Raw genomic sequence first — 19,174 nt, 5'->3', positions numbered from 1 at the left:
CTTTTGAGCCTTTCGACTCCACCGCGTTGCGAGGCGGCCATTTTAGTGATTTTCAACTGCGTGTCAAGCGATGTTTTGCATCATTTTTCACTTCAGTTTAAAACCACCCCAGAGCTGCTTTCGCATTACCCCGTTGGCATGGCGCGCATTATAGGGAGTTTTTGGCGGCGTGCAATACTCTTTTTAAGAAAACTTATACTTTTGAGTGCGAAAGCCTGAAATTCAATCGAACCGTGCTTTTTTTCAACATTTGTCGCATAATCCTGCAGCAGCAGAGGAAATTCTTATGTCATTAACTTCATATAAAGGTAAAACTCCACAGCTTGCTGATGGAGTTTATGTGCATCCATCGTCTGTTTTGGTCGGCGATATTCAAATTGGCCTTAATAGTAGTATCTGGCCCTTAGTAGCAGCGCGGGGTGATGTGAACATTATCCGTATTGGTGAGCGTACTAATGTACAGGACGGTTCTGTATTGCATGTGTCCCGCCCGACAATAAAGGGCCCAGGCGGTTCTCCTCTTCTTATAGGAGACGATGTCACAGTGGGTCATAAAGTCATGTTGCACGGTTGCCAATTGGGAAACCGTATTCTGGTGGGTATGGGCGCTATAGTGATGGACGACGTCATAGTAGAAGACGATGTCATTATTGGTGCTGGTAGTCTGGTACCACCTGGCAAAAGATTAGAGTCTGGTTATTTGTATGTAGGCAGCCCGGTAAAACAAGCCAGGCCATTGAATGAAGCAGAGCGTAGTTTCCTGACTCAGTCGGCGATTAACTATGTGGTATTAAAAGATGAGTATCTGGCCGAGCCGTTAAGCTGAGCCATCCAGATACAACACACCTTCTGTATTAAAGCGGTCTGCTCTGGCCGCTTCTTCGATTTGTTCTTCCCAATAAAAGCAGTCTTCTTTAATTTGTTCCAGCCAGCTTAGGTTATCCCAACCTTGTGGCTTCTTTATATAGATACGTAACCGCATGCCTGCTGCTAAACAACTACAGCTGACCGAATCTGTGTTTTCATCAAAACTGAAGTCATGATTAAAGATCAGTTGCTGGTTCATGATTTCACCATAGCCGTCAGTTGTTGCAGTACAGGAGTGACATCTGGTTTAACGCCACGCCATATCACAAAACTTTCGGCGGCCTGACTGACTAACATACCTAAACCATCAGCGCACTGAGGCACACCTTGTTGCTGACACCAGATCAGAAAAGCGGTCGGCTTTTTGCCATACAACATATCGTAGGCCAGAGTGCAGTGCTGAAGATGTTGTTCTGCCAAAGCAGGTCTTTGCTGGTCCAACCCACTGGAAGTGGCGTTAATGACTATGTTCCACTTTTCAGCCAGCACTTCGTTATAACCTGAAGCTGTGACTCTGTTATCAAACAGTTCGGCTATGGCTTCAGCCTTTGCTGCCGTTCTGTTGGCTATATGAATATGCTTTACACCAGCAGCTAATAAAGGCCCGACTACACCACGGCAAGCACCACCAGCACCTAAGACTAAAACCGCAGCGTCTTTTAACTCTGCACCCAGTCGGGTTAAATCAGCCACTAAACCTAAACCATCGGTGTTATCACCACAAAGCACACCCTCTTTATCTATATATAAGGTGTTAACTGCTCCCGCCTGTAAAGCGCGTTCACTAAGCTGTTCTGCCAACTGATACGCCTGCTCTTTAAAAGGCACTGTGACATTACCACCACGGCCTCCCGCAGCAACAAAGCTAAACCAGCTGTCGGCAAAGGCGTCGACCGGTGCTAAAATGACTTCGTAACTCAAAGCTTGTGCGGTTTGTTTGGCAAACCAGCTATGGATCAGCGGCGATTTTGAGTGCCCAACAGGATTTCCAAATACAGCGTAACGGTCCACAGGTTCACCATGAAAAAGTTGTTTGACGCGATTTTTAATAAAAGCCAGCCAAATAGCAAGCCACATCCTACTCCGGCGACCACGCCTTACGAGCTGATTGGCGGCGAAGCAGCAACACGACGTCTGGCAAACAGATTCTACGACATTATGTCGACAGCACCAGAAGCCGCCGAATTGTATGCGATTCATCCTCTGCCTCTGGACGCCATAAGGCAAAAGTTTTTTGAGTTTTTATCAGGCTGGCTGGGCGGTCCCTCTTTGTTTGAAGAAAAATACGGCCATCCACGTTTACGGATGCGGCATATGCCTTTTGCTGTTGATCAGCAGATGCGCGATCAGTGGATGTTTTGTATGGATAACGCTTTGGCTGAAGTGGTAGAAGATAAGTTGTTACGGCAAGGGCTAAGTCATTCACTGGCGCAACTGGCCAGCCATATGATCAACAGATAATGATCTACGGATGGTGATTTACAGATAAAACCCAGGCGCCGAAGCGCCTGAAGTGACTTGTACTTATTAGTGATTAAGACCTAACCAGTCCTGTGGTTGCAGATAACGCTCGTATAATTTCATTTCTGCACTGCCAGCTTCCGGCTGATAACCATATTGCCAGCGTACTAAAGGTGGCATCGACATTAGAATAGACTCGGTGCGGCCACCACTTTGCAAGCCAAACAAAGTACCGCGGTCAAATACCAGATTAAACTCGACATAACGACCACGACGATACAGCTGGAACTGGCGTTCTGCTTCTGAATAGGCTTTGTTTTTGTTGCGCTCGACTATAGGCAGATAAGCCTTAGTGAAGGCTTCACCTACAGCAGACATAAAAGCAAAACTCTGCTCAAAACCCGGCTCGTTTAAATCATCAAAAAACAAACCACCTACACCACGGGTTTCGTTGCGGTGCTTTAAGTAGAAGTATTCATCACACCATTTTTTGTACTTAGGGTAGTAAGCGGCGTCAAAACGATCACAACAGTCTTTGGCTACCTGATGCCAATGCAGCACGTCAGCTTCCACCGGATAAAAAGGCGTTAAATCAAAACCACCACCAAACCACCAAACAGGTGCTTCACCTTCTTTTTCGGCGATAAAAAACCGCACATTGGCATGACTGGTAGGGATATGTGGATTAAGCGGGTGGATCACTAAAGACACGCCCATAGCTTCAAACTTACGACCAGCCAGTTCAGGCCGGTGCGCAGTGGCTGAACCAGGCATCTTATCGCCAAACACATGAGAGAAATTAACACCAGCCTGCTCAAATACAGCACCATGAGTTAATACACGGCTACGACCGCCACCGCCTTCGGCTCTGTCCCAGCTTTCTTCGACAAAAACTGATGCGCCATCAGCAGCGGCAAGTTCAGCGCAAATGCTGTCCTGCAGTGCCATTAAAAAAGCTTTTACCTGATGTTTATCGACATTTTGCATTTGCTTATCTCTTGATTCGCAGGCGGCTATTAACCCGCCCGGTAAATATGGCCTGTCGTGATATCCCGTATTTCTGATGGCACAGCGCGCCCACCTGTTGGCGCATCCACTATCACAGCGACTTGATCCGCCAGTTGAAGCTGAACTTCGACTGTGCTGCGACAAGGCTCCAGGCCTGATAAATTTGCACTGGTGGACGTGACAGGTTTACCAAAAGCCAGACATAACTGCTGCACCACAGGGTGATCACAAACCCGAATCGCAATGCTATCAAACTGCCCTGTCAGCCAATCACTGCAACGTGTTGAAGCAGGCACAACCCAGGTCACAGCAGCTTTATCTGTGACACCTGCACTGTTGCGCCATGAGTCCAGCATCAGCTGAGTTTGTTCCATGCTGAGCGTGTCGGCTGCAATATAAGGAATCAACTGAGAAAAGTCTGCAGCTATTAAGATTAAGCCTTTGGATTTTGGCCTTTGTTTGACCTGCAACAAAGTTTCGATGGCCTGAACATTATCCGGGTCGCAGCCGACACCAAACACAGCTTCGGTTGGATAGGCGATCACCTGGCCTTGCCGCAACGCAGTAACGGCAGATGTTATATCAGTCACTTTTCTAAGCCCTGTATCTGAGGTTTTTTAGTCAAAAGTCTTTCTGGTCACGGCCAGAGTCTTAGCAGAAGCTACAGCTTCAATTACTTTGCGTATATAATAGCGGCCTTATTATGCCAGTTCTTAGCAGCTTTAAGGAAACAACGATGAAAGTAGGTATTATCATGGGGTCTAAATCTGATTGGCCCACAATGAAAAACGCGGCCGATATGTTAGATCGTTTTCAAATCGCCTATGAAACTACCGTTGTTTCAGCTCACAGAACTCCTCAACTCTTAGCCGACTATGCCACTAGTGCAGCTGCACGTGGTTTAAAAGTCATTATTGCAGGTGCAGGTGGTGCAGCGCATTTACCTGGTATGGCTGCGGCTTTTACCAGCTTGCCCGTCTTAGGCGTACCAGTTCAGTCTAAAGCCTTAAAAGGTCTGGACTCTTTGTTATCCATAGTGCAGATGCCAAAAGGTGTTGCAGTAGGTACCCTTGCTATAGGCGAAGCTGGCGCGACTAACGCTGGTTTACTTGCTGCACAAATTCTGGCGACCTCTGATGCAGAGCTGATGAGCAAAATTGATGCATTCCGCAAAGAACAAACAGACACAGTGCTTGCCCAGCCTAACCCAGCCGAGGAATAACTGATGAAGGTTCTGGTTTTAGGTGCTGGTCAACTGGCTCGCATGATGAGCCTGGCTGGTACACCGCTGAACTTAAAAGTTTCAGCTTATGATGTGAACAGCGACACTATTGTTGACCCTGTCACTCAGCAAAAACTGGGGACTGGTCTGGCACAAGCTATAGCCAATGCGGATGTGATCACCTCTGAATTTGAGCATATCCCTTACCCGGTTCAGGAGCTTTGCCAGCAAAGCGGTAAGTTTTTACCGAACAGCACAGCGATAAAAGCAGGTGGCGACAGGCGTCAGGAAAAACAATTATTGGATAAAGCAGGTGTAACTAACGCCGCCTACAGAATTGTGGTGACTGAACAGGATTTTTATCAGGCGATTGAACAGCTGGGTTTACCACTGGTGTTGAAAAGCGCTTTGGCCGGTTATGACGGCAAAGGCCAATGGCGTTTAAAAACTCAGTCGGATGCACAAGGAGTTTGGGCTGATATCCAGCAGTTTATGGCAGGGGCCGATCACACATTGCCACAAGCCATAGTCGCTGAGCAGTTTGTCCGCTTTGACCGTGAAGTCAGTTTAGTCGGCGCCCGTAACCAGGCTGGCGATATGGTGGTTTATCCTCTGACAGAAAATCATCATGTCTCTGGTGTACTGGCGGTATCTCTGGCTTTACCTGGTCAACAGGAACTACAGCAACAAGCCAGGCAGATGTTTGAAGCTGTAGCCACGGCTTTGGATTATGTTGGTGTATTGGCGCTGGAGTTTTTTCAGGTTGGCGATCAGTTGCTGGTGAATGAGATAGCGCCAAGAGTGCATAATTCAGGACACTGGACTCAACAAGGCGCGGACACCTGCCAGTTTGAAAATCATTTACGGGCTGTTTGTGGTTTGCCACTCGGCAGCACAGACTTAGTGCGCCCCACTTTGATGGTAAATATTTTGGGTGAAGATCATGTCAGCCCTGCAGTATTAACTTTGCCAAGCTGCCATTTACATTGGTATGGCAAAGGCAAAAGGCCGGGCCGCAAAATGGGCCATATCAATTTAAGTGCAACCAGCACCAGCGAACTGGCACAACGTTTTGATCTGTTGCGTCCGCATTTACCTGAAGATGAGTTTCCTGAGCTGGAGTTAGTGGCGGCGCGTCTGAAACAACTGCAATAACACTACTATTGACTGTAAAGCTGGCAAAGGATCTTCTTTGCCAGCTTTAGTTCCCCTGCACTTTCTGACATTTTTTACTGGCGCACAGTAGTTTCACGCCTGAAGCCGAAGGTTTTTCCATCAACAATGGATAATTACAGAACTGGCATTGCCCTTCGACAGGCTTAAAATTCAGCAGGCATTTGCAGTCCGGGTATCTGCTGCAGCCATAAAAAGCTTTGCCGTATTTACTGGTACGCTCCAGCAATTGGCCTTTTTTGCATTCAGGACAAGGCACATCGCTGGGTTCGGGTTCATCAGCATGCACAATAAAATGACAATGTGGGTAATGGCTACACCCAATAAACATACCGTAGCGACCATTTTTGACCGCCAGTTCGTTTCCGCATTCTGGACAAAATTGATCCTCTAATACTCTTACCACAGTATTTTCATGGGGATGCAGCGCTTTAAGGTAATTACAGACCGGATAGTTGCTACAGCCTAAAAAAGGCCCGTTTTTGCCACTTTTTATCTGCAAAGCATGGCCACACAGAGGACAAGGCTCTGCGGTTTTTTCGTGTTGAAAAAGTGTATCGTCAGACTGGGACATACAAAGGCCATAGAAGAAAACAAGCAAGATTATATACCCAAAGTAATAGTCGTTACAGCGAGGCTTGCAACGAAAAAGGCCGCTTAATGCAGCGGCCCTGTAGGTTCGTCAAAAATAAGGTCTTCCATCTGGGCATAAGCATTTTCACGACCAGGCACATTAAACAGCACCATCAACACCACCCATTTTAAATCGTCCAGACTAACAGAACTTTGATCCAGGTCCATGACTCTGTCCAATACCATCTCGCGGGTGGGCGCATCCAGCACGTTGATTTGTTCCAGAAACAGCAGGAAACCCTGACACTCAGTCTCCAGCTTACGTTGCTCTTCCACAGTATAAATACGAATTGCGGTCGAATTAACTTTGGTTAAATAGGGCTTAACATGACTTTCCTGCAAAGCTGATAAAGAATCCAGCCAACGCAGGGCCTTAAAAATATCATCATCATGGAAACCGGCTTTGCTGAGCTCACGCTGCAGATCGGCATGATTCACATAAATTTCTGACTCGTTATGGATGTAGTTTTCGAACAAATATATGAGGATATCAAACATAGTCAGGCCCTCCTCACTCTGATGTAACCACCAGGTACTGCTGCCACTTCACCGGCCAATTCCAGCTGAAGCAATTCAATTGAGACTTGCGCTACAGACAAACCACTACGTTCTGCTATACGATCAATCGTTGTGGCCTCATCTCCTACGTTAGCCAACAAGCCGTCGTCAAACAAGCCTGTTTGTAACTTTTTTTCTTTGTCCTTTATAGGACTTAGACTGTTATTTTGCAAAAAGCTCCATTCTTCTATGATATCGGCCACACAAGTGGTTAATTTAGCACCTTGCTGAATTAACTGATGACAGCCTGCCGATTGCGGATTGTAGATAGAACCTGGGATCACAAAAAGCTCCCGGCTATACTCTGCCGCATAACCAGCGCTAATCAAAGAACCACTTTTAAGCGCGGCCTCCACCACTAAAGTGCCCAAGCTTAATCCTACAACAATACGATTACGCAGCGGGAAATGCTCCCCTTTAGGCTGCACATCTGGCAAAAACTCCGAGACCAGAGCGCCGCTGTGGGCAATTTCTGCGGCCAACTCTTTATGCTGCGCCGGATACACAGTATCAAAACCATGACCAAGCACTGCTATGGTGTTGCCGAGCACAGACAAAGCCCCTCTATGACTACAACCATCTATGCCCTTGGCCATACCGCTGGTGACAGTTAAACCTAAGCGGCATAAATCGGCGGCAAAGTTAAAGGCCACTTGTTTACCCGTCGCCGTGGGCTGACGACTGCCCACTATCGCAATCTGGGCTTCGTTTAACAAAGCCGGATTACCTTTGATAAACAAGGCAAAAGGCGGCTGCTTAATCTGGCTGAGTAATTCAGGGTAAAGCGGGTCTGTGTAACGAATGAAATGGTGATCAGGGCTGCTTTGTAGCCACTCAAGGCAATGCTCAATGCGTTCTGGCATGATGGCTCTGTGGCACTGGATTTGGCCCGCAGTAAAACCCAGCTGCTGCAGTTGCTGATCATCCAGTTGATGGAAGTCAGCTGAAGAAACCAGCTTTGCCCACTGCTGATGCTTCAGTCTGTCCATAGACGGAATAGCTGCTAAACGGATCCAATGTTCGAGGTCATCCATGCTCCTCTCCTTTGTTAAACCATCAGAGATTACCTATTAAATCTCCCACCCGAACAGGCTGTTCAGTGCGTAAAATCATCGCAAAGCTGCTGTGTTCGTCCACTTTTACAATCATCAGCTGGCCCACTAACTCAGTTGGCATTTCATCAGCAGAGCCCACCACTTCATGCAGAATACGCTGGAGTTTGTCGCTGTCTTCCGGATAAGAAGGTTTATCACCAAAATCGACCACTGCGGGTGACTTGCGGAATATCCCCAGCAAATGACCAGGTTGCAACTGAGCATTCTGGCCTTGATTCAACAGCACAATTTCGCCTTTGGCAAACTCACGCCATTGGGATGCACTGTCCACTATAACCCCTGAAACTTGTGTTTCCGGTGATTGCAGCTGAAAGAAATCCGGATACACCGAATGCTGCGGCATAGGTAATAAGCGGTCACCTTGCCTCACTTCCCGTCTGGAGTTTTGCACTTCAATACGGCTGATCTGTTGTTCATCCACCATAGCTGGCGGCAATACTTTGGCTTCTGCCATCAACACAGCTTCATAGCCCATTAAATCGCCGGTTTGAGGGTCCTTATAAGCTTCGCCCTGGCGGTATATACCATAACGTTGGGTTTGGTCCAGCTCACCTTTGACATAAAGCAGATGGCCGGAGACAGCATTTTTTACATTGTCTTTTCCACCTAAGACATAAGGCAAACTTTCCAATTGCTGTTCTGATACAAGTTGCTCTTCAGATAAAAAAGGCCTTATATCAGCAAGAGCAATAGCAGGTACTGGTTTGTCTGTTTTTGCCAACCGACGGATTTGAGGAGTTAATTTAATAGTACCTGAGCCTGCCGCATGGCCTGTGGTATACGCTGCTGTTGAAGAACTGACCGCCACTCTTTGACTGTTTAACGTCAGTATCGGCTGACCATCGGCATCAAACTGCAAATGCAATTGATCACCCGGATAAATCAGATGGGGATTATTCACCTGAGGATTCAGTTTCCACAAACGTGGCCATAACCAGGGGTGCTGCAGATACAGACCTGCTATATCCCATAAGGTATCGCCAGCCTTGACTAGATACAAGGTTGGCGCATCAACCTTGAGTTTCAGCTCATCAGCCACCAGATCTATACTGAAAAACACAGAAAAGCTGACCAAAAAAGCAAGAAGCTGCTGTCGCATAACACCATCCCCATTCGTACTTATAGTAATTCTTGCACACTAAGCTATTCATACTGTGCATAAATGGCTAAAATTAGACCATAGCACAGCCAATTGAACATAGACGACTTTTGTAGGTTCCATGACAGTATTAACAGTTTTACATTATCCAGACGACCGTTTACGCACCGTCGCAGCAGCAGTGCCTGAAGTTACGGCCGAAATTAAACAATTAACAGCAGATCTGCTGGACACTATGTATGCCGAAAATGGCATAGGCTTAGCCGCCACTCAGGTCAATGTACACAAGCGTGTTGTCGTGATCGACGTATCAGAAAACCGTGACGAGCCGATGATTTTTATCAACCCTGAAATCATTGCCAAAAGTGGTGACACCGAATACGAAGAAGGCTGTTTATCAGTGCCACAAAGCTACGCCAAAGTAGAGCGCGCTGCTGCAGTGACAGTCAAAGCGCAAAACACCAAAGGCGAGTGGTTTGAACTGCAGGCTGAAGGTTTGCTGGCGATTTGTTTACAGCACGAGCTGGATCATTTGATGGGCAAGCTGTTTATCGACTATTTATCGCCGTTAAAGCGTGACCGTATTAAGAAAAAGCTGGAAAAAGAAGCTCGTCTCGCAGCCCGTTAACCAAGCAGGAATTATTTTGACCACTCCGTTACGTATTATTTTTGCGGGCACACCAGATTTTGCTGCCCGCCATCTCGCCGCCCTGCTGAATTCTCCTCATCAGGTGATTGCCGTCTACAGTCAACCCGACAGACCTGCAGGTCGTGGTCATCAACTGCAACAAAGCCCGGTGAAACAACTGGCATTGCAACATGATATTCCGGTGTATCAACCTAAATCATTAAAAAAGGCTGCAGCTCAACAAGAGTTAGCAGCGTTAAATGCCGATCTGATGATAGTAGTGGCTTATGGCCTGATCCTGCCACAAGCTGCGTTAGATGCACCTCGTTTAGGTTGTATCAATGTGCATGGTTCCTTATTACCACGCTGGCGTGGTGCTGCTCCTATTCAACGAGCTATTTGGGCAGGTGATGCCGAATCCGGTGTCACTATTATGCAGATGGATATAGGTCTGGATACAGGCGCTATGTTGAGTAAAGTCAGCACCCCTATAGCAGTGGATGAAACCAGCACCAGCTTATACGACAAACTGGCGCTCACTGGCCCTGTCGCTTTAGTGCAAGCATTAGCCAATCTGGAAGCGCTGCAGGCTCAAGCCCAACCGCAGCAGGATGAATTAGCTAACTACGCCGAAAAATTATCCAAAGAAGAAGCTTTGTTAGATTTCACCAAGCCAGCCGCTGCGCTTGAGCGCGAAATCCGGGCTTTTAATCCCTGGCCTATGAGTTACTTGCAACTGGGTACTCAGCAGCTGAAAATCTGGCGTGCTGTCACAGAACCAGGTTCAGGCCAGCCAGGTCAGGTGCTGCGGGTGGATAAAAAAGGTATCGCCATTCAAACCTCTGATGGCGTTTTAGTGATCACCGAATTACAACCTGCCGGCAAGAAAGCCATGAAAGTGATGGATTTTCTTAATGGCCGTGCCGACTGGTTTCAGCCAGGCCAGATGCTGCCCCCTGTTGATGAGCAAAGCTGATGAGTAAAAATTTACGCGCTCTGGCGGCAACAGCCTGTTATCAGGTGGTGGATCAGGGTAAATCCTTGTCAGAAGTTTTACACAAAGCTCAGATTGAAATGGATTCTCCTTTAGATAAAGCCCTGCTGCAGGAAATTTGTTTTGGTGTGATGCGCTATTTGCCGCAGTTGGAAACTGTCTGTCAGAAGCTGATGGATAAACCACTGGTCAAACACCTGCGCCCTTTGCAGTTTTTAATTTACGTTGGTTTGTATCAGTTGAAGTTTTTGCGGGTGCCAGACCATGCCGCCATAGGCGAAACAGTAGAAGCGGCCCGAGAATTAAAAGGCCAAAGCCTGACAGGTTTAATTAATGCTGTATTACGTTCAGTACAACGTAAACCTGAAGTTTTTGATTTTCAGGACGCGCCTTTACCAGTTCAGTACAACCACCCAAGCTGGATCATTACCCAGTTACAACAAGCTTATCCGGACAACTGGCAGCAAATACTGGATGAAAATCAGCAAAAAGCCCCTTTATGGCTGAGGGTAAATCAGTTACGTACCACACCAGAAGCTTATCTGGCAGCTCTTGCTGCTGAAGGTATAGCCGCCAGTCAGCCTTTTGCTTATTTGCCTTGTGCCTTGTTGCTGGAACAAGCTTCTGATGTGACCTTATTACCTGGTTATGCCGATGGCTGGTTTTCAGTGCAGGATGGTGCAGCTCAGCATGCCGCTTATTTCCTGGGCGCACGTAACAAGGATTCAGTTTTAGATGCCTGCTGTGCTCCGGGTGGCAAAACCTGCCATATTCTGGAACTGGCACCAGAAGCTGATGTATTAGCGCTGGATAAAGACCCACGCCGTTTAGACAGGGTGTACGACAATCTGGACCGCTTAGGTTTAGATGCCCGTGTAATGACCGCTGACGCTGCGGACCCGGACGACTGGGCAGGTTTTCAAACTTTTGATCGTATATTGCTGGATGTGCCCTGTTCTGCCACCGGCGTGATCCGTCGTCACCCTGATATTCGCTGGTTGCGGAAAAAAACCGATATAGCGCCACTGGTTGAATTGCAGCAACAGATTCTGCGTAACATCTGGCCTTTATTAAAACCTGATGCTGAACTGTTGTATGCCACCTGCTCTGTGCTGCCGGAAGAAAACCAGCAACAAATAGAAGCCTTTTTAGCCGACCATGCAGATGCACAACTGATCCCGCTGGCCGATAGCCACCCACAACTGCACTGGCAAATTTTGCCTGGCCAGCAACAGATGGATGGTTTCTTTTATGCCAAACTTCGCAAGACAAAGCGGTAACGCAGAGGCTTTATGAAAATTATCATTTTGGGTGCAGGTCAGGTGGGTGGCACTTTAGCGGAAAACCTGGTCGGTGAACAAAACGACATTACTGTCGTCGACACCAATATTGAAAAACTACGAGCCCTGCAAGACAGATACGATTTGCAGGTGGTGCACGGCCATAGTGCGCACCCGGATATTTTAAAACGTGCCGGCGCTGAAGACGCCGATATGATTATTGCAGTGACCAGTAGCGACGAAGTAAACATTGTCGCTTGTCAGGTGGCCTACAGTATTTTTAATACGCCGCTGAAAATTGCCCGTATCCGTACTAACCAGTATCTGAAATACCGCGAACAGTTATTTCATAAAGACGATATGCCAGTGGATCACTTTATTTCCCCCGAAACTCTGGTGACCGACTATATCAAACGCCTGATCGACTACCCTGGCGCTTTGCAGGTGGTGGAATTTGCCGAAGGCCAGGTTAGTTTAGTAGCGGTAAAAGCCTATTACGGTGGTTTACTGGTAGGGCACGCATTATCGACTTTAAAACAGCATATGCCGCATGTGGATGCCCGTGTTGCAGCTATCTACCGTCGTGGCCACGCAATTAAGCCTTTAGGCACAACTGTGATAGAAGCAGACGACGAAGTATTTTTTGTCGCAGCCACTAAACATATACGCGCTGTGATGAGCGAGCTACAAAAGCTGGAGAAAAGCTACCACCGCATTATGATAGCCGGTGGCGGTAACGTCGGTTATGGTTTGGCTCGTGCTTTAGAAAAAAATCATAGCGTAAAACTGATCGAACGCAGCAAAGAGCGCGCCGAATACCTGTCCAGCGCTTTGGACAATACGGTGGTTTATATTGGTGATGCTTCAGACCCCGAGTTGTTGGAAGAAGAAAACATCGAGCAGGTCGATGTGTTTTTAGCAGTCACCAATGATGATGAAGCCAATATTATGTCGGCCATGCTGGCCAAACGTATGGGCGCACAAAAAACCATGGTGCTGATTAAACGTGGTGCTTATGTGGATTTGCTGCAAGGTGGGGAAGTAGATATAGCCGTATCACCGCAGCAAGCCACTATTTCAGCTTTGCTGACCCATATCCGTCGTGGCGACATAGTGAATGTGTACTCACTGCGCAGAGGCGCTGCTGAAGCCATAGAGGCTGTGGCTCATGGTGATAAGTCGACCTCTAAAGTAGTAGGTCAGGCCATAGGCCAGATTAAACTACCACCAGGTGCGACCATAGGCGCCATAGTGCGTGGCGATGAAGTATTAATAGCCCATGATAACGTAGTGATTGAAACCGACGACCATGTGATTTTATTTTTGGTGGATAAAAAGTACATCACTGAAGTGGAGCGGCTGTTTCAGGTCAGTGCGATATTTATTTGATGTCGATCGGGTATTGCACCCGCCCGTCTAATGGCACCGCGGTGCTGATGGGAAGGGCCGGGACAAGCCGCGGCCCCTACAAACCAACCAGAACATGGATTAACACTTAAGCCCGTTAAAATACCAAGGGGCGGGTCTTGCACCCGCCCGTCTGGAATTCCGAATTGATGTAGAAAATATTGGCCTACAAGAATTAGTCTTTCCAGAAGGCCGCTGTAAACAGCACCAATAAGGTAAAAATCTCTAAACGCCCAAAGATCATAGCCACTACTAAAATCCATTTGCCGGCGTCTGGCACTGAGGCAAAGTTGGCGGCTACTTCACCTAAGCCCGGGCCTAAGTTATTTAAACAGGCCGCTGTGGCGGTAAAGGCGCTGATGTTGTCCATGCCAACCAGCAGCAGCAATAACATAATGACCACAAACACCAGGGTATAAGCCGCAAAAAAGCCCCAAACCGCTTCCACTATCCGATCTGGCACAGGCCGACGCCCGAGTTTGATGGAATACACAGCCCGTGGATGCACTAAGCGGTTTAACTCTCTTTTGCCCTGCAGGAATAACAGCAGTACCCGTACTACTTTTAAACCACCGGCGGTAGAGCCTGCACAACCACCAATAAAGCTGGCGAATATCAGTAAAATAGGCAAAAACAAAGGCCAGCTGGAAAAGCTTGCTGTGGAGAAACCTGCAGTAGTCGACATAGACACAGCCTGAAACAAACCATGATTCAGCGCGCTGAGTAAGTCCGGATAAATTTGTTCTTCCAAAAGCACCAGAAAACAAATCACCATCAACGCCAGTTGGATCACCATAAAAGCTTTTAACTCTGGATCACGCCAGTAGGTTTTGATATTTTTGCCACGCACAGCGGCAAAATGCAGTGGGAAATTCACTGAGCTGATCAGCAAAAACACCAAACAAATCATATTGATACTGACACTGTTAAAGTAACCAATGCTGGCATCGTAAGTAGAGAAACCACCTATAGCCACAGTAGAAAACGCATGACAAATGGCATCAAAAGCACTCATACCTGCGACATAAAAAGATACAGCGCAGGCAATGGTAATGCCCAGATAAATAAACCACAGATGTTTGGCTGTATCGGCAATACGGGGCGTCATTTTGTTGTCTTTGACCGGGCCCGGAGTTTCAGCCCGGTACAACTGCATCCCCCCCACCCCTAACATCGGCAGAATAGCCACAGCTAAAACGATAATCCCCATGCCACCAAACCATTGCAGTTGCTGGCGGTAATATAATATAGCTTTAGGCAGGCTTTCTAAACCTGTCAGCACAGTAGCACCTGTGGTGGTTAAACCTGAAAACGCCTCAAACATACTGGCGGCCAGATTCATATCAGGTTTATCCGCCAGCCAGAACGGCAAAGCACCAACAGCCCCTAACACTGTCCAGAACAACACTACTATTAAAAAGCCCTCCCGAACTTTCAGTTCAGACTTTTCATTGCGGTTTGGATACCAGACGACAAAACCTATCAGTAACGACAGGAAAAAAGACAAAATAAAAGGTACACCAGCGCCATCCTGATACCAGTAGGCGATAAAGGCAGGCGGTAACATGGTGATACTGAAGATAGCAACCAGCAGGCCTAAAATCCGGATAATAGAACGGTATTGCATCAGGAGCCCTGTTCTGCGTTGCGATGCCAGATAATGCTGGCCTGAAGTTCTTTCAGTCTGAGTATGGTCTGCATAAACTGCTGTTCAAATTCCTGTTGATCGCTTTGAGCGATACGCACTGTTAAGCGCACTTGCTGATCAAACTCTTGTTGTTCAATCAGCCAGCGGTTCTGCCATAAACGCTGCATAGTTTCAAAAGCAGCATAAGACAAACACAAATCTGCCTGATGCCTTATGGGTATAAATTCGCGTTGTGCTGACAGCAAAGCCTGTCGTACCGCATCACTGTAAGCACGAACTAAACCGCCAGTGCCCAGTTGAACACCGCCATAATAGCGTACTACGCTGGCACAAAGCCCCACCAAACCAGAGCCCTGCAATACAGCCAGCATAGGTTTACCTGCTGTGCCAGAAGGTTCGCCATCATCACTGAATGCTTGTGGCTGACCTGTAGGGCCAACTGGCAATAGCATGGCACTGCAGACGTGAGCTGCCTGTGGATGTTGCTGTTTTTGCTGACGAATCATCTGCTGACCTTCTGTCAGGCTTTGGATTGGCCATAAAGTACATAAAAACCTGCTGCGTTTGATCTCCGTTTCAGACGAAGCCGTGTTAGCCAATACCCACCAGCCGGACATCAAAACGCCTTAAGCCAGCTTCAGATCACGGGTCATATTTTCATTGCGGTCTTTGTGCACTATGACGTTATCTTCAATACGAATGCCGCCGTATTTACGGAATTGCGCTACCTTTTCCCAGTTCACCGCTTTGCCATGAACTGTGTCTTTTAAATCCGCCAATAAGGAGTCAATAAAATACAAACCAGGCTCAATGGTAAAGACCATATTGGCTTCCACCAGCCGGGTGGTACGCAGGAAAGGATGATCATCCGGAGCGGCAACATGAGTACCACGTTCATCCGCCATAAAACCGCCGACATCATGCACCTGTAAACCTAAGTGATGACCTAAACCATGCGGGAAGAAAGTACGGCTGATGCCCGATTCAACTATGCCTTCAGCCGACATCAGCACAAAGTTAAAGTCGGCCAGAATTTTGGCTATATGTTGGTGCGCTTCGATATGTAAATCCGGGTATTTGATACCAGGTTTTAAACCATCCACCAGCTTCAGTTCCACTTCCGTCATCACATTAATCAACGCAGCGAACTCATCGTCTAAAAAGCTGTAAGTGCGGGTAATATCAGCGGCATAACCATGGAAACTGGCACCAGCGTCTATTAAAAACGAATGAAACTCTGTCGGCTTTTTCCGCTCCAGCGCTGTGTAATGCAAAATGGCCGCGTTCTGATTCAGCGCTATGATATTGCCATAAGGTACTTCGTTTTCGCTTTGACCCACTGCAGCTAAATAGGCCAGCTGAATATCAAACTCTGACCCACCCGCCATAAAAGTGGCTTTGGCAGCATTGTGCCCAGCCACTGCCAGTCTATTGGCCTGACGCATACAAGCCAGCTCATAGTCGGTTTTATAAGCCCTATGGTAATGCAGATAACTGATCACAGCTTCAGGGTTAATTTCACTGAAACCTAAAGCTGTAGCCACTTCAATATGTTCACCCAGATACGCCATACGGCCTTTGTCGTAAGGCAAAATATGCTCAACCTGATTAGCTTTTTCCAGAATTTGAATATCAAAAAAACCAGACCAGAACGAATCAGGAGCATCCGGTACTTTGTGCCAGAAATCTTTGGGCAGATAAAACGCCAGCTTAGGTTTATTCACGCCATCCACAATCAGCCAGCAATTCGGATTATCCACCACAGGGATCCAGGCTTTAAACAATGGATTTACTTTAAAAGGGTAATCCATATCGTCGAGGAACTGGCGTTTTGCCTGGCCTGAGTGGATCACCAAAGCGTCCAGATTCTCGCGGGCTAATACTGCTTTAGTACGTTGCTGTAACGCAAATAAATGAGCGGCGTAAAGTTCTTGATAAGCTGGACGCATAAATTCAAATTCCGTTATTTTTTACTAAAAACCATTAAAATCAACTCAGTGTACCATGAAGGCTTTAGCCCTCCATCCCTATCCTCATCTCGGCCAAGGGTTCAAAAATACGCTGATTTTTCTGCATTTTTAAACTATAGACCTGGTAATACATCATGACGTTTTTGACATAGTCACGGGTTTCTTTAAAAGGAATAGTCTCCACCCAAATATCCAGCGGAACTGAGCCATCTTTGGGGATCCAGGATTTCACTCTGCTAAAACCGGCATTATAGGACGCAGTGGCAAACACCACATTATTGCCGGTATGTTTCATCAGATAATTCAGATAATAAGTACCGTAATCAATATTGGTGACCGGATTATACAACTGCTCCACCGAAACTCTGCGGCCGGTAATATGTTTGGCGGTAGCAGGCATAATTTGCATCAGGCCGAGGGCACCGACAGGCGACTTAGCAGTCGGAATAAAAGTGCTTTCACGTCGTGCTATGGCCATAGCCCAGGCTGGATCCACTTTGGCCTTTTTTGAGTAGGTCTGAATTTCGTTGTTATAAGCCATAGGGAAACGTAAGTCGACATCATCCCAGTATTCAGCTTTAGCCAACGCCACTATAGCGTTTTCATACCAGCCTAATTCATAGGCAAGTTTGGCTGCACTGTATTTTTGTAAATCTGAGCCATATTGCTGCAAATGGGTTAGTTCACGTTTCGCTGCATTGGGTCTGTTGATCGCTTGCCATTCTTTCATCCGTCGTACTGGCGCGCTGCTTTTAAAAGCTAAAAAGTCAGTTTCAGTCACTGGCACTGGCTTGTGTGCCAGACTAGGAGCCTGCCCTACATGCGCCGCGGCCAGATAACCGTAATAACTGCGTTTTTTTGCCAGTTGCTGATAAATATGAGTGGACGACTCTTTCAGGTCTACCTGCTGGTAAGCGCGGGCTAGCCAGTATTGACTGGCATCATCTTTGGCCAGTTCTTCTGGTAACGCCTTTACAGCTTCAATCACAGCGTACCAGTCTTTTTTACGCAGCAAACTCGCCAGTTTCCATTGCACAAAAAGCCTGTCTTTGTATTCAGCCGGTACTATATCGATGAATTTATCAGCCCTGGGATCATTTTTGCTGGCCAAAGCTATAGCTATCTGACGGGCTGTGACAGCGCGGTTTTCATTGCTGAATGCAGGGTCGTGAGCAAATCTGTTCCAGACATCTATGGCCTGGTCCGGCTTTTTCCAGACCAGTTTTTGTATGCCATAAGCGGCTAAATCCCGTTCCAGCGCGCTGCGTAGCGGCAGGAAGTTTTTGCGATCCACCAAAGCAGGGTTATCCATCACTTGCACCCACTTTTCAGCCAGATATTGCTGATCTTTAGGCAATAAAGTACGTAAATAAGGCAACATCCGTTGGTTATCGGCTTTTGCAGCAGCCAGTACCCGCTGCCAGACTGCTTCAGGTGTACGCTGTCCCGCTTTGCGCCACCGGTCAAATATAGGATTACATTCATCAGGCCGTGATTTGCCTACAGCCCATAAGTCACGCACAGCAGGCCATACAACCGCAGGTTTTTCCAGCACCAGCCGCATTTCCAGCGCCTGACAATCCAGCACTACATCAGAGCCATACTGATAGTTTTTCAGAAATAACTGCGCTTGTTTACGATCAGCCAGATAAATCAGCCAGCGTTTACGTAAAGTACGCTCCAGTGGAGTGCCCTGATGCTCTTGCATAAAACGTACAACAGCATTGGTATCATCCAGTGATTTACTCAACCACTCCAGCTCCAGATAAGGCTGCAGCGGGTAAGATTCCATTTCTTTTAATACTTTTTTTGCCTGAGTTTCGGTGAGTTTATGAATGTTTTTTTCGGCCAGTTCAAACCGTTTACGCATGCCCTCATTAATAGCATGAGCAGGAAAAACCACGGACAAGGCGGCGGTTGCCAGCAACCAAGGCGACGGACGGAAAACAGAGGAGAAACGCCACATACAAATATTTACCACCTATAGTTACTGGGACATCTATCGCAAATTCAAACAAGTGTTTAAATAACGGTTGAAATTTTTACTTAACCACGACACACTGAGACTGCAATAGACTCATCTTACCAGTTGCGAATAAAAGCAATAGTCC

At 47.2% G+C, this 19,174-nt stretch carries 21 protein-coding genes; 9 read left to right on the top strand and 12 right to left on the bottom strand.

The window, feature by feature from the left end:
• Together J2W69_RS16215 and J2W69_RS16210 are read left to right on the top strand one after the other, a co-directional pair.
• Window positions 1-219: hypothetical protein (locus J2W69_RS16215; RefSeq protein ID WP_310280484.1), on the top strand; the 219-nt coding region annotated here is incomplete at its 5' end.
• Between the two features lie 67 nt (window positions 220-286).
• Complete coding sequence (locus J2W69_RS16210) at window positions 287-826, top strand: gamma carbonic anhydrase family protein (protein WP_310280482.1); 540 nt, start codon at window positions 287-289, stop codon at window positions 824-826.
• Here J2W69_RS16210 and J2W69_RS16205 read toward each other — a convergent pair.
• Window positions 818-1,066 carry a DUF1488 domain-containing protein gene (locus tag J2W69_RS16205; RefSeq protein ID WP_310280479.1) on the bottom strand — a complete coding sequence of 83 codons (249 nt, stop codon included), beginning with the start codon at window positions 1,064-1,066 and terminating at the stop codon, window positions 818-820. The two genes, J2W69_RS16210 and J2W69_RS16205, sit on opposite strands and share 9 nt — an antisense overlap.
• On the bottom strand, window positions 1,063-1,878 hold the full coding sequence (aroE, locus tag J2W69_RS16200; RefSeq protein WP_405047895.1) for a shikimate dehydrogenase: 816 nt from the start codon (window positions 1,876-1,878) through the stop codon (window positions 1,063-1,065). Before aroE ends, J2W69_RS16205 begins: the two co-directional genes overlap by 4 nt.
• Before the next feature lie 9 nt (window positions 1,879-1,887).
• On the opposite strand from aroE, the gene J2W69_RS16195 reads away from it, so the two are divergent.
• Window positions 1,888-2,328 (top strand): group II truncated hemoglobin, encoded by a 441-nt coding sequence (locus tag J2W69_RS16195; protein ID WP_310280475.1) that lies wholly within the window; start codon window positions 1,888-1,890, stop codon window positions 2,326-2,328.
• Between the two features lie 66 nt (window positions 2,329-2,394).
• On the opposite strand, the gene hemF is transcribed toward J2W69_RS16195, so the two are convergent.
• Window positions 2,395-3,315 carry an oxygen-dependent coproporphyrinogen oxidase gene (gene hemF, locus J2W69_RS16190; protein ID WP_310280473.1) on the bottom strand — a complete coding sequence of 307 codons (921 nt, stop codon included), beginning with the start codon at window positions 3,313-3,315 and terminating at the stop codon, window positions 2,395-2,397.
• A gap of 29 nt (window positions 3,316-3,344) precedes the next feature.
• On the bottom strand, window positions 3,345-3,926 hold the full coding sequence (gene tsaC / locus J2W69_RS16185) for an L-threonylcarbamoyladenylate synthase type 1 TsaC (protein WP_310280471.1): 582 nt from the start codon (window positions 3,924-3,926) through the stop codon (window positions 3,345-3,347).
• A 146-nt stretch (window positions 3,927-4,072) separates the two neighbouring features.
• Here tsaC and purE point away from each other — a divergent pair, with 146 nt between their 5' ends.
• Both purE and J2W69_RS16175 read left to right on the top strand, forming a co-directional pair.
• Window positions 4,073-4,558 carry a 5-(carboxyamino)imidazole ribonucleotide mutase gene (gene purE, locus J2W69_RS16180; RefSeq protein WP_008897198.1) on the top strand — a complete coding sequence of 162 codons (486 nt, stop codon included), beginning with the start codon at window positions 4,073-4,075 and terminating at the stop codon, window positions 4,556-4,558.
• Window positions 4,559-4,561: 3 nt separating this feature from the next.
• Window positions 4,562-5,713 (top strand): 5-(carboxyamino)imidazole ribonucleotide synthase, encoded by a 1,152-nt coding sequence (locus J2W69_RS16175; protein ID WP_310280468.1) that lies wholly within the window; start codon window positions 4,562-4,564, stop codon window positions 5,711-5,713.
• A gap of 46 nt (window positions 5,714-5,759) precedes the next feature.
• On the opposite strand, the gene J2W69_RS16170 is transcribed toward J2W69_RS16175, so the two are convergent.
• The 4 genes from J2W69_RS16170 to J2W69_RS16155 all read right to left on the bottom strand — a co-directional run bounded on the left by J2W69_RS16170 (window position 5,760) and on the right by J2W69_RS16155 (window position 9,136).
• The gene (locus J2W69_RS16170) at window positions 5,760-6,305 is read right to left on the bottom strand and encodes a DNA topoisomerase family protein (RefSeq protein ID WP_310280466.1); all 546 of its coding nucleotides are present in this window, start codon (window positions 6,303-6,305) and stop codon (window positions 5,760-5,762) included.
• An 83-nt stretch (window positions 6,306-6,388) separates the two neighbouring features.
• Window positions 6,389-6,862, bottom strand: coding sequence for a DUF494 family protein (locus J2W69_RS16165; protein ID WP_008897195.1), 474 nt, complete (start codon window positions 6,860-6,862; stop codon window positions 6,389-6,391).
• Window positions 6,863-6,864: 2 nt separating this feature from the next.
• Window positions 6,865-7,956, bottom strand: a complete 1,092-nt coding sequence (dprA, locus tag J2W69_RS16160; RefSeq protein ID WP_310280463.1) for a DNA-processing protein DprA — start codon at window positions 7,954-7,956, stop codon at window positions 6,865-6,867.
• Window positions 7,957-7,978: 22 nt separating this feature from the next.
• Window positions 7,979-9,136 (bottom strand): LysM peptidoglycan-binding domain-containing protein, encoded by a 1,158-nt coding sequence (locus tag J2W69_RS16155; RefSeq protein WP_310280461.1) that lies wholly within the window; start codon window positions 9,134-9,136, stop codon window positions 7,979-7,981.
• A 121-nt stretch (window positions 9,137-9,257) separates the two neighbouring features.
• On the opposite strand from J2W69_RS16155, the gene def reads away from it, so the two are divergent.
• The 4 genes from def to trkA are packed head-to-tail and all read left to right on the top strand — an operon-like array spanning window position 9,258 to window position 13,427.
• The gene (def, locus tag J2W69_RS16150; protein WP_310280460.1) at window positions 9,258-9,764 is read left to right on the top strand and encodes a peptide deformylase; all 507 of its coding nucleotides are present in this window, start codon (window positions 9,258-9,260) and stop codon (window positions 9,762-9,764) included.
• Window positions 9,765-9,780: 16 nt separating this feature from the next.
• Window positions 9,781-10,740 carry a methionyl-tRNA formyltransferase gene (gene fmt / locus J2W69_RS16145; RefSeq protein ID WP_310280458.1) on the top strand — a complete coding sequence of 320 codons (960 nt, stop codon included), beginning with the start codon at window positions 9,781-9,783 and terminating at the stop codon, window positions 10,738-10,740.
• On the top strand, window positions 10,740-12,038 hold the full coding sequence (gene rsmB, locus J2W69_RS16140) for a 16S rRNA (cytosine(967)-C(5))-methyltransferase RsmB (protein WP_310280455.1): 1,299 nt from the start codon (window positions 10,740-10,742) through the stop codon (window positions 12,036-12,038). Before fmt ends, rsmB begins: the two co-directional genes overlap by 1 nt.
• 12 nt (window positions 12,039-12,050) lie before the next feature.
• The gene (gene trkA, locus J2W69_RS16135; RefSeq protein ID WP_310280453.1) at window positions 12,051-13,427 is read left to right on the top strand and encodes a Trk system potassium transporter TrkA; all 1,377 of its coding nucleotides are present in this window, start codon (window positions 12,051-12,053) and stop codon (window positions 13,425-13,427) included.
• Window positions 13,428-13,620: 193 nt separating this feature from the next.
• Here the strand turns inward: trkA and J2W69_RS16130 are convergent, their stop codons facing one another.
• The 4 genes from J2W69_RS16130 to J2W69_RS16115 form a co-directional block, all read right to left on the bottom strand.
• Complete coding sequence (locus J2W69_RS16130) at window positions 13,621-15,075, bottom strand: TrkH family potassium uptake protein (protein WP_405047896.1); 1,455 nt, start codon at window positions 15,073-15,075, stop codon at window positions 13,621-13,623.
• Window positions 15,072-15,710, bottom strand: a complete 639-nt coding sequence (locus J2W69_RS16125; RefSeq protein ID WP_310280449.1) for an IMPACT family protein — start codon at window positions 15,708-15,710, stop codon at window positions 15,072-15,074. The genes J2W69_RS16130 and J2W69_RS16125 overlap by 4 nt, the downstream gene beginning before the upstream one ends.
• A gap of 9 nt (window positions 15,711-15,719) precedes the next feature.
• On the bottom strand, window positions 15,720-17,042 hold the full coding sequence (pepQ, locus tag J2W69_RS16120; RefSeq protein ID WP_310280446.1) for a Xaa-Pro dipeptidase: 1,323 nt from the start codon (window positions 17,040-17,042) through the stop codon (window positions 15,720-15,722).
• A 64-nt stretch (window positions 17,043-17,106) separates the two neighbouring features.
• A complete protein-coding gene (locus J2W69_RS16115) occupies window positions 17,107-19,029 on the bottom strand; it encodes a transglycosylase SLT domain-containing protein (RefSeq protein WP_310280444.1) in 1,923 nt (640 codons plus the stop codon).
• Window positions 19,030-19,174: the final 145 nt, after the last annotated feature.

Origin of the sequence: Rheinheimera soli (genome assembly GCF_031457405.1) — a bacterium.
Classification (GTDB): Bacteria; Pseudomonadota; Gammaproteobacteria; order Enterobacterales; family Alteromonadaceae; genus Pararheinheimera; species Pararheinheimera soli_A.
The sequence above is the reverse complement of the archived record's forward strand: the minus strand, read 5'-3'. Positions and strand labels throughout refer to the sequence as shown.